14 protein-coding genes are annotated in these 13,324 nt (G+C 61.4%); 8 read left to right on the forward strand and 6 right to left on the reverse strand.

From position 1 onward, the window contains the following. Positions 1-33: 33 nt before the first annotated feature. Positions 34-2,178 carry an ATP-dependent DNA helicase DinG gene (gene dinG / locus BLU46_RS09685; RefSeq protein WP_008432096.1) on the reverse strand — a complete coding sequence of 715 codons (2,145 nt, stop codon included), beginning with the start codon at positions 2,176-2,178 and terminating at the stop codon, positions 34-36. 99 nt (positions 2,179-2,277) lie between these two features. On the opposite strand from dinG, the gene BLU46_RS09690 reads away from it, so the two are divergent. Further along, on the forward strand, positions 2,278-2,742 hold the full coding sequence (locus BLU46_RS09690) for a CopD family protein (RefSeq protein WP_063032839.1): 465 nt from the start codon (positions 2,278-2,280) through the stop codon (positions 2,740-2,742). Positions 2,743-2,844: 102 nt separating this feature from the next. Here BLU46_RS09690 and BLU46_RS09695 read toward each other — a convergent pair whose 3' ends face one another. From BLU46_RS09695 to BLU46_RS09705, 3 genes are all read right to left on the reverse strand, one after another. After that, complete coding sequence (locus BLU46_RS09695) at positions 2,845-3,603, reverse strand: hypothetical protein (RefSeq protein WP_063032842.1); 759 nt, start codon at positions 3,601-3,603, stop codon at positions 2,845-2,847. Beyond that, on the reverse strand, positions 3,596-3,889 hold the full coding sequence (locus BLU46_RS09700; protein WP_063032844.1) for a DUF1145 domain-containing protein: 294 nt from the start codon (positions 3,887-3,889) through the stop codon (positions 3,596-3,598). Before BLU46_RS09700 ends, BLU46_RS09695 begins: the two co-directional genes overlap by 8 nt. Positions 3,890-4,016: 127 nt before the next feature. After that, entirely contained in the window at positions 4,017-4,712 is a 696-nt protein-coding gene (locus BLU46_RS09705; protein ID WP_008432103.1) for an OmpA family protein, read from the reverse strand. Positions 4,713-4,892: 180 nt separating this feature from the next. On the opposite strand from BLU46_RS09705, the gene BLU46_RS09710 reads away from it, so the two are divergent. From BLU46_RS09710 to BLU46_RS09725, 4 genes are all read left to right on the forward strand, one after another. Beyond that, a complete protein-coding gene (locus tag BLU46_RS09710; RefSeq protein ID WP_093201032.1) occupies positions 4,893-5,390 on the forward strand; it encodes a DUF6231 family protein in 498 nt (165 codons plus the stop codon). 4 nt (positions 5,391-5,394) lie between these two features. After that, on the forward strand, positions 5,395-5,865 hold the full coding sequence (locus tag BLU46_RS09715; RefSeq protein WP_063032848.1) for a YchJ family protein: 471 nt from the start codon (positions 5,395-5,397) through the stop codon (positions 5,863-5,865). A 61-nt stretch (positions 5,866-5,926) separates the two neighbouring features. Further along, on the forward strand, positions 5,927-6,427 hold the full coding sequence (locus BLU46_RS09720) for an LEA type 2 family protein (protein WP_026078214.1): 501 nt from the start codon (positions 5,927-5,929) through the stop codon (positions 6,425-6,427). After that, complete coding sequence (locus BLU46_RS09725; protein ID WP_003189235.1) at positions 6,424-6,624, forward strand: SEC-C metal-binding domain-containing protein; 201 nt, start codon at positions 6,424-6,426, stop codon at positions 6,622-6,624. The genes BLU46_RS09720 and BLU46_RS09725 overlap by 4 nt, the downstream gene beginning before the upstream one ends. A 121-nt stretch (positions 6,625-6,745) precedes the next feature. Here BLU46_RS09725 and BLU46_RS09730 read toward each other — a convergent pair whose 3' ends face one another. Then, on the reverse strand, positions 6,746-8,137 hold the full coding sequence (locus tag BLU46_RS09730) for an ATP-binding protein (RefSeq protein WP_093201036.1): 1,392 nt from the start codon (positions 8,135-8,137) through the stop codon (positions 6,746-6,748). Further along, positions 8,134-8,844: a response regulator gene (locus BLU46_RS09735; protein WP_003213692.1), complete on the reverse strand. Its 711-nt coding sequence runs from the start codon at positions 8,842-8,844 to the stop codon at positions 8,134-8,136. The genes BLU46_RS09730 and BLU46_RS09735 overlap by 4 nt, the downstream gene beginning before the upstream one ends. Before the next feature lie 196 nt (positions 8,845-9,040). On the opposite strand from BLU46_RS09735, the gene BLU46_RS09740 reads away from it, so the two are divergent. Genes BLU46_RS09740 through BLU46_RS09750 form a run of 3 tightly spaced genes read left to right on the forward strand, consistent with a single transcriptional unit; the run spans position 9,041 to position 13,250 of the window. After that, positions 9,041-11,422 carry a TonB-dependent receptor gene (locus BLU46_RS09740; RefSeq protein ID WP_093201041.1) on the forward strand — a complete coding sequence of 794 codons (2,382 nt, stop codon included), beginning with the start codon at positions 9,041-9,043 and terminating at the stop codon, positions 11,420-11,422. A 3-nt stretch (positions 11,423-11,425) separates the two neighbouring features. After that, on the forward strand, positions 11,426-12,106 hold the full coding sequence (locus BLU46_RS09745) for a Fe2+-dependent dioxygenase (RefSeq protein ID WP_093201046.1): 681 nt from the start codon (positions 11,426-11,428) through the stop codon (positions 12,104-12,106). A gap of 28 nt (positions 12,107-12,134) precedes the next feature. Continuing rightward, positions 12,135-13,250, forward strand: coding sequence for an ABC transporter substrate-binding protein (locus BLU46_RS09750; RefSeq protein WP_093201049.1), 1,116 nt, complete (start codon positions 12,135-12,137; stop codon positions 13,248-13,250). Positions 13,251-13,324 lie beyond the last annotated feature (74 nt).

Here is a 13,324-nt window from a genome sequence, read left to right on the forward strand (position 1 = left end):
GACCACGAAGTGGGCGAATTCGCCCACGGGGTCTTAAGAAATTTCCCGCCGAAACGGCGGCAAAGCATTCAGGATAGCTTTCCCGTAGCGCTGGGTAACCAGACGCCGGTCAAGCAAGGTGATGGTGCCGCGGTCTTCTTCGGTACGCAGCAGGCGCCCGCAGGCCTGGACCAGCTTCAAGGAGGCGTCCGGCACCGAGATCTCCATGAACGGATTACCGCCCCGGGCTTCGATCCATTCGGCCAACGCGGCCTCCACCGGATCATCCGGTACCGAGAACGGGATCTTGGCGATCACCACGTGTTCGCAGTAAGCGCCGGGCAAATCCACACCCTCAGCGAAACTCGCGAGGCCGAACAGGACGCTGGAATCGCCGCCATCCACCCGCGCCTTATGCTTGTTCAGGGTTTCCTGTTTCGACAGGTTGCCCTGAATAAACACCTGCTTGCGCCAGTCACGGTCGAGGCCGTCGAACACGTCCTGCATCTGTTTGCGGGACGAGAACAACACCAGCGTGCCCCGGGACCCCTCTACCAACGAGGGCAGGTCACGAATGATCGCCGCCGTGTGGGCCGGCGCATCCCGTGGGTCGGCCTTGAGGTCCGGCACCCGCAGCACACCGGCGTCGGCGTGATGGAACGGGCTTGGCACCACGGCGGTGACCGCCTTTTTCGGCAGCCCGGCGCGCATGCGGAAGCGGTCGAAGGTGCCCAGGGCCGTCAGCGTCGCCGAGGTGACCAAGGCACCGTAGGCCACATTCCACAGGTTGCGTCGGAGCATTTCCGCCGCCAGGATCGGGCTGGCGTTGACCTCGATATCAAACAACGCACCGCTTTCCGACAAAGTCAGCCAACGGGCCATGGGCGGGTTGTCTTCCGGGTCTTCGACGGTAAACGCGGTCCACAACTCCCAGTTGCCCTGGGAGCGGGACAGCAGGCTGCCAAACAGCGGGTACCATTCTTCGGCCTGGTTGCTGGCGATACCGATGTTGACCTCGCCGTCCATGCCTTCCTTGAGCAGATCGGTGAGGCGGGTGAACAAGTCGGTCAGGCGTGAAAATCCCTTCTTCAGCTCGACACCCATTTCCCGCATGTGCTCGGGGATCAGCCCGCCAACGAAACGATGGCGCGGCCGTTCGCGGCCTTCCACGTCTTCGCCGGGCTTGAAGTCTGCCACCTGCTCACAGGCGCTGAACATGAATTGCTGCTGGGTCTTGATCTCCCGCGCCAGCTCCGGAACCTGCTCGATCAACTTGCCCAGGTCGCCGGGCAGCGGGTGCTGGGCGAGCAACTTGGTAAGGTTCTTGGCGGTGGTTTCCAGCCAATCGGCGGTGGAGCGCAGGCGCGTGTAGTGGGCGAAGTGGCCGATGGCCTTGTCGGGCAGGTGATGGCCTTCGTCGAACACGTAGAGCGTGTCACGCGGATCTGGCAGCACGGCACCGCCGCCCAGGGCCAGGTCCGCAAGGACCATGTCATGGTTGGTGACAATAACGTCGACCTTGCCCATGCCTTCCCTGGCCTTGTAGAAGGCGCACTGGCCGAAGTTGGGGCAATGACGGTTGGTGCACTGGCTGTGGTCGGTGGTCAGGCGCGCCCAGTCGGCGTCTTCCAGGGCATTGGGCCAGCTGTCGCGGTCGCCGTCCCATTTATTGCCGGCGAGTTTCTCGATCATGCTGGTAAACAGCTTCTGACTGACCTCATCGACTTCGATCTTGAAGCCTTCTTCTTCGAACAGCGAGGCAGTAGCGGTTTGCGCGTGGCCTTCCTGCAACAGCACGTCGAGCTTGGACAGGCACATATAGCGCCCACGGCCCTTGGCCAGGGCGAACGTAAAGTTCAGGCCGCTGTTACGCATCAGGTCGGGCAGGTCTTTGTAGACAATCTGCTCCTGCAGGGCGACGGTAGCGGTGGCAATCACCAGGCGCTTGCCGGCGGCCTTGGCGGTGGGGATCGCCGCCAGGCTGTAGGCCACGGTTTTACCGGTACCGGTGCCGGCCTCGACGGCCACCACGGCGGGGTCGCCACTGCGCCGACCTTCGTCGTCGGTGTCGATATCCCCGAGGACCTTGGCAACTTCGGCGATCATCAGGCGCTGGCCGTACCGCGGTTTCAAGCTCTTGGCTTCGAGAAAACGCGAGTAGGCGCCCTGGATCGTGGTTTTGAGTTCAGTGCTGATCATGGATAGTCGGGCGCAAAAAACGCTGGATAAATTTTCAGTGGTTCGGATCGGCCGCTATCATACCCCGCTAATTAATCCCGCGCAGAACGGAGTACCCCAATGACCGTCTTTAGCTTCGCTTACACGCTGCATGTACTGGCTGCCCTGATCTGGGTCGGCGGTATGTTTTTCGCCTGGATGATCCTGCGCCCCGCCGCCATGGCTGCGCTGGACGGGCCTGCCCGGCTGAAACTCTGGGTAAATGTGTTTCAACGTTTTTTCGTGTGGGTGTGGGTCGCGGTGCTGGTCTTGCCGATCAGCGGTGTCGGCCTGCTGCAACTGCGCTTCAACGGGTTTGAGACCGCGCCGCGTTATGTGCAGGTCATGATGGGGTTGTATGTGGTGATGACGGCGCTGTTTATCCGGATTCAGGCGCTGAAGTTGCCGGAGCTGCGCACGGCGGTGGCGGCTGAGGATTGGCCGGCCGGGGCGGCGGCGTTGGGGCAGATTCGTAAATTGGTGGGGATTAATTTGATGGTGGGGTTGGTGCTGGTGGCGATCGCTTCGGCACGGCCAATGTTCTGAGGAGCCTAGTAGACCGCTTTCGCGAGCAAGCCCGCTCCCACATTTGGAATGCATTTCAAATGTGGGAGCGGGCTTGCTCGCGAAAGCGTCAGGCCAGTCGCCTCAGAGCCTTTGAACAGTCACAGCACCCGCAGGCCCTGCTGGCCCCGGCTGCCCTTCCAACCCGGCCCGGCCCTTTTCGCCGCCATCCGCGCGGTACACCAGGCACCCCTTGGACTGCCCGCCTTTACCTGGCTTGCCCGCCGTGCCCGCCAAACCACCGGCACCGCCGTCTACCCAGACTTTGATCTTCTCGCCCGGAAAGTCCTGCGGCAACTCCACACGGACCTGCGCGCCCGCCGCGCCCGGCAGTCCGTCGCCGCCGTTATCGCCATTGGAACCGCGCCCGGCCGAACCCCAGGTGCAACCCGGGTCTTCGCCGTTGGCACCGTCCAGCCCGGCATAACCCTGGGCACCCGCACCACCGCGGGCATCCACCGACAATTCATCGGCCGTCAGCGAGTTAATCCGCAAGACCAAGTCACGCCCCGCCTTGGCCGGACGTTCATGGGTACCGGGAGCACCCCGTGAGGTGATCTGGCTGCCATGTTCCAGCTGCGCCTGGCGCACCTGCAGTTGCAGGGGGGTGCTGCCGGGCACGATGGCGATGCGCGCGTCGCGGCCCAGGTGCAGTTCATCCACCGTCACCTGGGTGATATTGGCGGGGATCAGCAAGGTGCCGTAATCCGCCACGTCCAGTCGCTCCAGTTGCAACACGCCACTGCTGTTGGGCAGGCGCATCAACGAGTTGGTCTCGACGCTGACACTCTGGGCCAGGGCAATGGGGCTGACCAACAGGGCCAACAGAAAAACCTTACGCATGATTGGCCTCCTTGTTTACATCATTAGTCGGTGTCGGCGTCGAAAAGCTCTGCACATGGAACATACCCACCAGCAGGATCTGCAAGCGGTCACGCCAGGGATGGGCACGGGATTTCACACTGCCGTTGAACAACAGCAGCTCTAGAATATGGGTCAACAACAATAGGCTGCCGGCCAGATTGACCAACAGGTGGAAAGGGTTGATCAGCGGTGTGAACAGATTGACCACCACCACGGCCCAAAACAGCAACGTCAAACACTTCCCCAGCCCCCAAAACACCTTCATCCCGCACGCTCCCCTTGCACATTATTCTTTGGGCGCACAGTAACGACTTCTACAGGCGTTGTGCCAGTGAAGGATTAAAAAATTGATGAAGGGGCCCTGTGGATTCCACAGGGGCCTTGAGGCGGGGTCAGCGGTTGATCTGGATTTCCACACGGCGGTTTAGCGCACGACCGTCAGCGGTTTTGTTATCCGCCACCGGATGGCTTTCACCGGCGCCGGTCACGGAGACGAAACTGCTGCGCGGGATGCCGGAACTGACCAGGTAGTCGGTCACCGAATGAGCGCGTCGTTCAGAGAGTTTCTGGTTGTAGGCATCTTTACCGACACTGTCGGTATGCCCGCTGACGCGTAGTTGCGCACTCGGGGCCTCTTTTTTCAGGCGGGTGGCAATGACGTCGAGCTTGGTTTTGTCGGCAGCCGTGAGCTTCGCGGAGTCGAACTCGAAGTGCACGTCACGAATCACGATGGTTTCTTCCTTGACCACCACCACTTCCTCTTGAACCACCGCTACCGGCACCGGAGGGCAGCCATTGGCGTCGACCTGCACGCCTTTTGGCGTGCCAGGGCACTTGTCGCGGCTGTCCGGTACGCCGTCGCCGTCTTCATCACCATCGCCATGCACCCAGCAATAGGCGCCTGCCATGCCGCCGATCAGCAACGCGCCGTAGCCTGCATAGGAAGAGCTTTGGGTTGCACCAATGGCCGCGCCGGTCACGCCGCCGACCGCGGCGCAGGTGGGCCAGTCGGTTTTTTGCAAGCCTGCGCAACCTGTCAATACTCCGGTTAGCAGAACCAAGGGTAGAGCTGTCCGCATGATGCTCATCTGACTTTCTCCTGAGGGGATCGGCGGGGGCCGACGGGTGGAGTAAAGACGGCTCTTTTCATCTGCGCCAGCGTGTCACACCCCAGTATTCATTGGGCCGAGCGGTTTATTCTCACCGTCCGCTCTAGGCCCGCACGCTCAGGCAGGCTAGTCTCTACGGTCCTGATGTGAGGATCTTCGATGACTGCCGGTATTTCTTCCCGTACACCCCAGCAAGCGCTCGCCGCGCTGCTTGATCTTCACGCGCCCAAACGCCTGCTGTTATTGGGCGCCAGCCAGTTCCCGGCGCTGGATGCCTTTAAGGAAGCGCACCCGGATACCGTGGTGTCCTTCGCCGAGCCCGGCCCCTTGCCCGCCGACCTCGCGGCCCAGCGTTTTGACCTGGCGCTGGTGGTCGACTGCCTGGAACACCTGTCAAAACCTGCGGGCCTGACCTTGCTGGGGGGCATTCGCAACCTCAATGCCAGCCGCATTGCAGTGTTGGTGGACCTTGTCGCCTGCCACTGGAAAGACACCGACTTCTTCTCCCTGGCCCTGCAAGCCAGCGAACGCTTCCAGCGCGACGATCAGGTTTTGACGCTGTTTACCTATGATCTGCTTGACTATAAACAGGTGCCGGATTGGCTGAACGCCCGCTTCTGGGCCAACCCGCAAAACTTTGGAAAGTATTGGTGGTAACCCGATGAGTACATCCATTTGCCCCTGCGGCAGTGGCAACCTGCTGGATGCCTGCTGCGGCCATTATCACGCCGGCCACCCGGCACCCTGCGCCGAAGCGTTGATGCGCTCGCGCTACAGCGCCTATGTGCTGGGCCTGGTGGACTACCTGGTGGCGACCACCCTGCCCGCGCAACAAGCCGGGTTGGACACAGATGCCATCGGCGCCTGGAGCGCCCAAAGCACCTGGCTGGGCCTTTCAGTGGAAAGCTCCGAGGTGTTCGGCGGCCAGCCGGAACACGCCTTCGTGACCTTTACCGCACGCTGGCACGACAGCACTGGCGAACACAGCCACCGGGAGCGCTCATCTTTCGTACAGACCAATGAGCACTGGTACTTTATCGACCCGACAGTGGACGTGAAGGCTGGGCGCAATGACGCCTGCGTGTGTGGCAGCGGGCAGAAATTCAAGAAGTGCTGTTCGGGCTACCTCTGACATTCATTGATACCCGGCAGGCTCGCGCTTGCTATGCTGACTCTTCAAAGGGGGTAATGGCATGGTTTCTAAGGCGCGGGTATTCAGGACATACAGCCTTCTACTGGCATTGACGCTAGGGCTCTCTGGCTGTGCATCGTGGTTCGCCGACGACGCGCCCGCCCCCGAGGTGCGGCTGGTCAAGGTCGACCCAGTGCGGGTCAAATTGCTGGAGCAGAAGTTCAAGCTGTATTTCCGTGTGGATAACCGCGACGACAACGATCTGACCGTACGCGGCCTGGTGTACAAGGTCAGCCTGGGTCCCCTGCTGCTGACCGAAGGTGAGTCCAACGAATGGCTGACCGTACCGCCCCACAGCCACGCTTTCTTCCGGGTATCGGTGCGCACCAACCTGTGGCCACAAATCCGCGATGTGGTCGACATGCTGAAAAATCCGCGCGAGCCCGTGCCCTATCGCCTTGAAGGCGAGTTGAAAACCGGTTTATTTATCGGGAACGACGTGCAGGTGATGCGCAATGGCGAGATAATCCCCGGCGATTCTATTCCGGAGCGACATCGATGACTCAGCAACCCCATGTCCATGGTCCTGACTGCAACCACGATCACGATCACCATGATCACGACCACGGCCATGTCCACGGCCCGAACTGCGGCCACGCTCACCAGGAGCCGGTGCGCAACGCCTTGAAGGATGTGGGTCGTAACGACCCTTGCCCGTGCGGCAGCGAGAAGAAATTCAAGAAGTGCCACGGGGCTTGATGCCCTGAGCACTGGTCATTGTGGGAGCTGGCTTGCCTGCGATAGCAATCTTTCAGACAACATTGATGTGACTGAAACACCGCTATCGCAGGCAAGCCAGCTCCCACATTTTGACCGTATTTCAACTTGGGGATTTGCGTTGAAACTGCAACACCACCTCCAATCCCCCTCCTTCCCGATTGCTCAAGCTCAACCGCCCGTCATGGGCACTGGCAATCGTATGCGCGATGCTTAACCCAAGCCCGTACCCGCCGGTTTCCACATTGCGTGAACCTTCCACCCGGTAAAACGGCTCCATCACCTGTTCCAGCTGTTCCTGGGGAATCCCCGGCCCACGGTCGCTGATGACAATCTTCAAGCTATCTGCCTTGTCTTCAACCCGGACCACGACTTCGCGGCCATAACGCACTGCGTTCTCCAGAAGGTTTTGCACACAACGCTTAAGGCTTCGGGCATATCCAGGCAGCGGCTGTTTGGCCCGCCCTTCTATCGTGACCGTCTCACCCACATCCTGAAGATCGGCCTGCAAGCTTTGCAGCAAGGCGTTGATGTCGATGTTCTGGCGCTTCTCGTTGATTTCGCCGCTGCTGACAAAATCCAGGGTGCTGGAAACCATGTGCTCCATTTCTTCGAGGTCGCTGCGAAACCGCTCCTTGGTGCGGTTGTCGTCGAGCATTTCCGTACGCAACCTCAGGCGTGTGATGGGTGAACGCAGGTCGTGGGAAATCGCCGCAAGGAAGCGCGTACGTTCGGCGATATTGGCGATCAGCCGCTGTTGCATGGCATTGAACGCCTGAGCAGCGCGGCGTACTTCGGTAGGCCCATCGAGGGCCAACGGTGGCCGTTGGATATCCCGGCCCAACGCCTCGGCAGCCTTGGCCAGGGCATTGAGCGGGCGAATGGCCAGGCGCACCGCCACCAAGGCAATAATCACCAGCACCAACACCCGCAACAGATAAATACGCATCACGTAATCGAACAGCAAGTCCATCGGCGAAGTACTGGTCCAGCCTTGTTCCTCGGTGGCCTGCACCTGCAGCCAGCGCCCGTCCGGCAAACGCAGGTCAATCAGGAATTGCCCCACCACAGGCTTGGAGCTGAGCAGGGTCGACAACCCGGCATGCTGGCCCTCGGCATCCAGCAACTTGAGACTCAACAGATGCAGGTTCTGGGTGTAGCCGGTTTTCTCCGACAGCACTTTATTCAGCAAGCGCTCGGTGGCTTGGTCGCTGTCGCTGATGCGGCTTGTCACCTCACTGGCCTGGTCACTCAGGGTCAGGCGAAAGCCCGGTGTATCGAGCAGCTTGATCAGCCCATCAGCCTGCGCCGGATCGCTGTGCACCAGCCGCACCACGTCCGCCAGCCGTGTGGCGATCAGCCGGCTGGGGATTTCCAGGACCTGGCCGTGGCGCATGTCGTACCAGATGCTGCTGGTCAGGGCCTGGGCCGCGAGCATGCCACTGACCAGGATCAGCACCAGCCGGCCAAACAGCGAACGCGGCAGCAGTTTCACGATTGCAGCGCCACGTCGTCGGCGGTGAGCATATAGCCCTCGTTGCGCACGGTCTTGATCAAACCAGCGGGCAACTGCGAGCGCAGACGGCTGACGCACACGTCGATCGAGCGGTCGAACGGCGTGCTGTCTTTGTCGAACACGTGGTTGAGCAAAAAGTCGCGGCTCAGCGGCCGGTTGGGATGCTGCAACAACAGGCGCAACACCCGGTAATCGGAGTTGCCGAGGCTCACCACCACGCCTTCCGGCGAAAGCAATTGCCGGGCCCGGGTGTCCAGCTGCCAGCCGGCAAAGCTGATGCTCGGTGCTTCATCGAGCCGCGCCCGGTCCGGAAAACTCTGCACCCGACGCAGCACCACCTTGATCCGCACCAGCAGCTCCCGCGGGTCGAACGGCTTGGGCAGGTAATCGTCGGCGCCGATTTCCAGGCCGACGATCCGGTCGATCAGCGTGCCCTTGGCGGTGAGCATGATCACCGGCGTGTTGGAGCTGACGCGCAATTCGCGGCACAAACTCAGGCCGTCTTCGCCGGGCAACATCAGGTCCAGGACGATCAGGTCAATGACATTCAGCGCCAGGCGGCGGCGCATTTCCTTGCCGTCACCGGCGGTGGACACCTGGAAGCCGGCGTCACTCAGGTAGTCGCACAGCAATTGGCGGATTTGCGGGTCGTCATCAACGATCAGCAGGTGGTCTTGCTTGGCCATGGGGCAATTCGTCCGAAACTCAAAAGGCAGGAGATAGCCGAAACTTCAGCCAGGAGTACGCGCAAATGTAATGGAATGTTGTGGGAAGCGGTAATCGCGCATCCCCATTACAAAGCCACGGCGTGGCGGCCGGTATCGGTCTTTAGACTACCTAATCTAAATGAGATTAATTGTAATTTAGCCTAGGTCACTCCGAATGCCATTGCCTACCCCTCGCGCCCTGTCGCTGCAATCTACCCTTGCGCCGATGTTCGGCCTGCTTGCCGCCGGCAGCGTTTCTCCCACCGCCTGGGCCGATGCGCCGGTGGCGGCGTCGAATGATTCGGTGCTGAGCCTGCCGGAAATCAAGATCGACGGTGAAGCCACTTCCGCCTTTAAAGTCGACCGGGTGACCTCGGCAAAAATCAGCCAGCCGCTGCTGGACGCCCCGCAAAGCGTAACCATCGTCCCGCAGCAAGTGCTCAAGGAGCAAAACGCGCAGACCTTGCAGGAAGTGTTGCGCAACGTGCCGGGCATCACCTTCATGTCCGGCGAAGGCAACCTGGGTTGGGGCGACCTGTTTTCGATTCGCGGGTTTTCCTCGGAGCAGAGCCTGACCGTCGACGGTGTGCGCGATGCCGGCCAATCGACCCGCACCGACACCTTCAACCTGCAACAGGCAGAAGTGTTCAAGGGCACCGGCTCGATCGAATCCGGCGTTTCCGCGGTAGGCGGCAGCGTCAACCTGGTGAGTAAAGAGGCACACCTGGGGGATGCCAACAAACTCTCGGCCGGCATCGGCACCGACAGCTACCGCCGCCTCACCGGCGATTTCAACAAACAACTGAATGACACCACCGCCCTGCGCATCAACCTGATGAAACACTACAACCAGGTGGCCGAGCGTGACGACGTGGACTACGACCGCTGGGGCATTGCGACCTCCCTCGGCTTCGGCCTGGGCACCGACACGCGCCTGTTTATCGACACCTTCTACCAGAAGGACGACAACACGCCGGACGGCGGTGTGCCGATCCAGCGCGGCACCGACGGCGACCGCATGCCCGGCGTGAAGCGTTCGAACTGGTACGGCGATTCGCACCTGTACACCCAGCAGACCAAAACCACCTCGCTGACCACCCGCTTCGAGCATGATTTCGACTGGAACGAAGCGACCCTGAAGAACCAGACCAAGTGGGAGCGCACCGACAACTTCGCGGTGCTCTCGCCCGCGCGCTTCTTCGCTGCCAACGCCAATGGCCAGAAAACCTGCACCGGCACGCGCTGTGCGACCTTGGGCTATACCGGTGTAGGACCAATCAGCCAAGTGCCCGGCAGCACGGTAAATGCCTACCCGGGATACGCCAACAGCGGTAACACCGCCTACGGTATTTTGCGAGGGAGCGACTTCGGCCAGTCGACGCGCTACACCATCCTCGACAACCAGACCGACTTCGCCTTCAAGCTCAATACCGGCGGGCTGGAACACGCGGTGGTCAGCGGGCTCGAGTTCTATCACGAGACCTACGGCGGCCTGAAACGCAACGCCGAAGTGCCGGCCGGCGATCTGTTCTTCGACATGAACGACCCGAACCACAGCTTTGCCAGCACCGAAGTGACCAAGGGTGAAGGCCAGCCACGCTCGGTGATCGACAACGCCGGCATCTACCTGGGTGACACCATCACCCTGAATGAACAGTGGCAAGTGCTCGGCTCCCTGCGCTACGACAACTGGCAGGCCAAAACCACCCAGCGTGGCCAAGCGTCCATCGACAGCACCGACGGTGCCGTGAGCGGCCGGGTCGGCGCGGTGTACAAGCCGTTGCCTAATGGCAGCATCTACGTGTCCTATAGCGAAGCGGCACAACCGTCAGCCCTGGGCGCGTCGACCAACAACCAGATCTACGGCGCAGCCAGCACCAGCAACTACACCCCGGCCAAGTCGAAAACCTACGAAATCGGCACCAAGTGGGACATTGCCCACGACCTGCTGAACATCACCGCCGCGATCTTCCGCACCGAACTGGACAACTCCTGGGAATACCAGGACGGCGAAAGCGCCCCGGTACGCGCCCTCCCCGCCAAGCGCGTAGACGGTGTGGAACTGGGCCTGCAAGGCAATATCAACCCGCGCTGGACGGTGTACAGCGGGTTCTCCGCGCTGAAAAGCACCCAAACCAAAGGTGCCAACAAAGGCGAGGAAGCCAAGAACGTTCCCGACCTGACCGCCAACCTGTGGACCACCTACGCCGTCACCGACGACCTGAGCCTGAGCTACGGCGCGCAATACGTAGGGCGCCGCCGCTACAGCGACAACAAATACGTCGGCGGCCTGAACAACAACAGCAGCTACGCCACCGGCCCGTCCGGCGTGTACGCGATCTACACCCGCGACCACGAAAAGGCCCCCGGCTACTGGCTCAACAACGTGGCTGCGCAATACAAAGTGACCAGGCAAACCACGGTCAACCTCAACCTCAACAACGTGTTCAACAAGTTCTACTACAGCCAGATTGGCGCGTCCCTGGACGGCTTCCAGCTCTACGGCGTCCCGGGCGCCGGGCGCACGCTCACCGCCAGTGTCGACTATGAGTTTTAAGCCGTGCTGATCGAAATCCCGGCCCTACTGAATGCCGAAGAAGTCGAGGTGGCCATCGCCACCCTGCTCGATCAACCGTGGGTCGACGGCAAGGTCACCGCCGGGCAGCGCTCGGCCATGGCGAAAAACAACCGGCAGATGTCGGAAGACGACCCGGTAGCGATTCGCCTGGGTGAGCAGATTCTGTCGCGGCTGTCGGACAACGCGCTGTTCATGTCCGCCGCCCTGCCGAAGAAAATCTATCCGCCACTTTTCAACCGCTACAGCGGCGGCGAAGCCTTCGACTGGCATATCGACAATGCGATTCGCGGCCTCAAGGGCGTGCGCGAACGGGTGCGCACCGACATCTCCGCCACCTTGTTCCTGGCCGACCCGGCCAGCTACGACGGCGGCGAACTGGTGATCCGCGACACCTTCGGCGAGCACGCGGTGAAGCTGCCCGCCGGGCATTTGCTGATTTATCCCGGCAGCAGTTTGCACAAGATCAACCCGGTCACCCGCGGCGAGCGCATCGCCAGTTTCTTCTGGATCGAAAGCCTGGTGCGCGAAGACAGCCTGCGCCAACTGCTGCTGGACATGGACGTGGCGATTCAACGCCTCACCGCGCAACACGCCGACGACCACGCGCTGCTGCAACTGAGCGGCGCCTATCACAACCTTTTGCGGCGCTGGAGCGATGTCTGATGCGCCGCCTTCACCTGGAGTTCTCGCCATGCTGAAACCCCGCAACTTCCTCAAGCTGGGCGCGCTGTTTGCCGTGCTGGTCCTTGGCCACGCCGAAACCGCCGCTGCCCATGAAGTCACCGACGTACTGGACCGCAAGGTCGACGTGCCGGACCACGTGCAGCGCGTGGTGCTCGGCGAAGGCCGCTTGATTTCGGCCTTTGCGTTGCTGGACAAAGACGCGCCGTTCCAACGGATTGTCGGCTGGCAGAATGATTTGAAGCTGCTGGACGCCCACACCTATAACGCCTACGTGGCGAAATTTCCGACGGTAAAAGACATTCCGCTAATTGGTCAGGCGTCGGAGCAAAGCGTCAGCGCCGAGGAAATCCTCTCGCTGAAACCGGACCTCGCGGTATTCAGCATTTCCGGCCACGGTCCGACCGAACACAGCCCGGTGGCGGACGTGTTGGCCAAGGCGGGCATCGCGGTGTTGTTCGTCGACTTCCGCATCAACCCGGTGCAAGGCACCCACGCCAGCATGACCGCCCTGGGCCAGGCCCTTGGCCGGGAAACCCAGGCCAAGGCGTTCCTCGACTTTTATGACCAGCACATCAAGGTGATCACCGACGCCGTCGCCACCTTGCCGGCCGGCCCGCGTCCGAGCGTGTTCCTGGAATTGCTGGCCGGCGCCTGGCAGGCACCGGGCCACACCACCGGCAAGAGCGGCATGGGTGAAGTAATCAAGCTGGTGGGCGGCCGTAACATCGCCGCCGACGTGGTGCCGGGGGCGCTGGGGGACATCAGTGTCGAGTACGCGCTGAAGGCTGATCCGGATGTGTATGTGGCCACCGGCAATCACAAGCCTGGGTTGATTCTGGGTGCTGGCGTGAGCGAAGAAGATGCGCGTGGCGCGTTTGACGCCGTGCTGGCCCGGCCGGAGTTTGTGAACCTTCGGGCAATTCGTGAGGGTAATTCCCACGGCTTGTGGCATGACTTCTACAACTCGCCGTACAACCTGCTGGCGATTGAAGCGCTGGCCAAGTGGGTGCATCCGGAGTTGTTCGCGAAGCTGGATCCGAAGGCGACCATGGAAGCGATGAACCAGCAGTTCCTCGGCATGCCATTGCAGGGTGCCTACTGGATTGATGGCAGGGCCAAGTAACTAAGGCTCACAACCCATTCCCTGCCTGGACACGGTTCCTGTGGGAGCTGGCTTGCCTGCGATAGCGGTGTTGG

It is taken from the genome of Pseudomonas yamanorum, assembly GCF_900105735.1.
Lineage (GTDB): Bacteria > Pseudomonadota > Gammaproteobacteria > Pseudomonadales > Pseudomonadaceae > Aquipseudomonas > Aquipseudomonas yamanorum.

Coding starts and splice junctions, on each gene's coding strand:
- dinG (WP_008432096.1), bottom strand. CDS start 2,178: ATGATCAGCACTGAACTCAAAACCACGATCCAGGGCGCCTACTCGCGT.
- BLU46_RS09690 (WP_063032839.1), top strand. CDS start 2,278: ATGACCGTCTTTAGCTTCGCTTACACGCTGCATGTACTGGCTGCCCTG.
- BLU46_RS09695 (WP_063032842.1), bottom strand. CDS start 3,603: ATGCGTAAGGTTTTTCTGTTGGCCCTGTTGGTCAGCCCCATTGCCCTG.
- BLU46_RS09700 (WP_063032844.1), bottom strand. CDS start 3,889: ATGAAGGTGTTTTGGGGGCTGGGGAAGTGTTTGACGTTGCTGTTTTGG.
- BLU46_RS09705 (WP_008432103.1), bottom strand. CDS start 4,712: ATGAGCATCATGCGGACAGCTCTACCCTTGGTTCTGCTAACCGGAGTA.
- BLU46_RS09710 (WP_093201032.1), top strand. CDS start 4,893: ATGACTGCCGGTATTTCTTCCCGTACACCCCAGCAAGCGCTCGCCGCG.
- BLU46_RS09715 (WP_063032848.1), top strand. CDS start 5,395: ATGAGTACATCCATTTGCCCCTGCGGCAGTGGCAACCTGCTGGATGCC.
- BLU46_RS09720 (WP_026078214.1), top strand. CDS start 5,927: ATGGTTTCTAAGGCGCGGGTATTCAGGACATACAGCCTTCTACTGGCA.
- BLU46_RS09725 (WP_003189235.1), top strand. CDS start 6,424: ATGACTCAGCAACCCCATGTCCATGGTCCTGACTGCAACCACGATCAC.
- BLU46_RS09735 (WP_003213692.1), bottom strand. CDS start 8,844: ATGGCCAAGCAAGACCACCTGCTGATCGTTGATGACGACCCGCAAATC.
- BLU46_RS09740 (WP_093201041.1), top strand. CDS start 9,041: ATGCCATTGCCTACCCCTCGCGCCCTGTCGCTGCAATCTACCCTTGCG.
- BLU46_RS09750 (WP_093201049.1), top strand. CDS start 12,135: ATGCTGAAACCCCGCAACTTCCTCAAGCTGGGCGCGCTGTTTGCCGTG.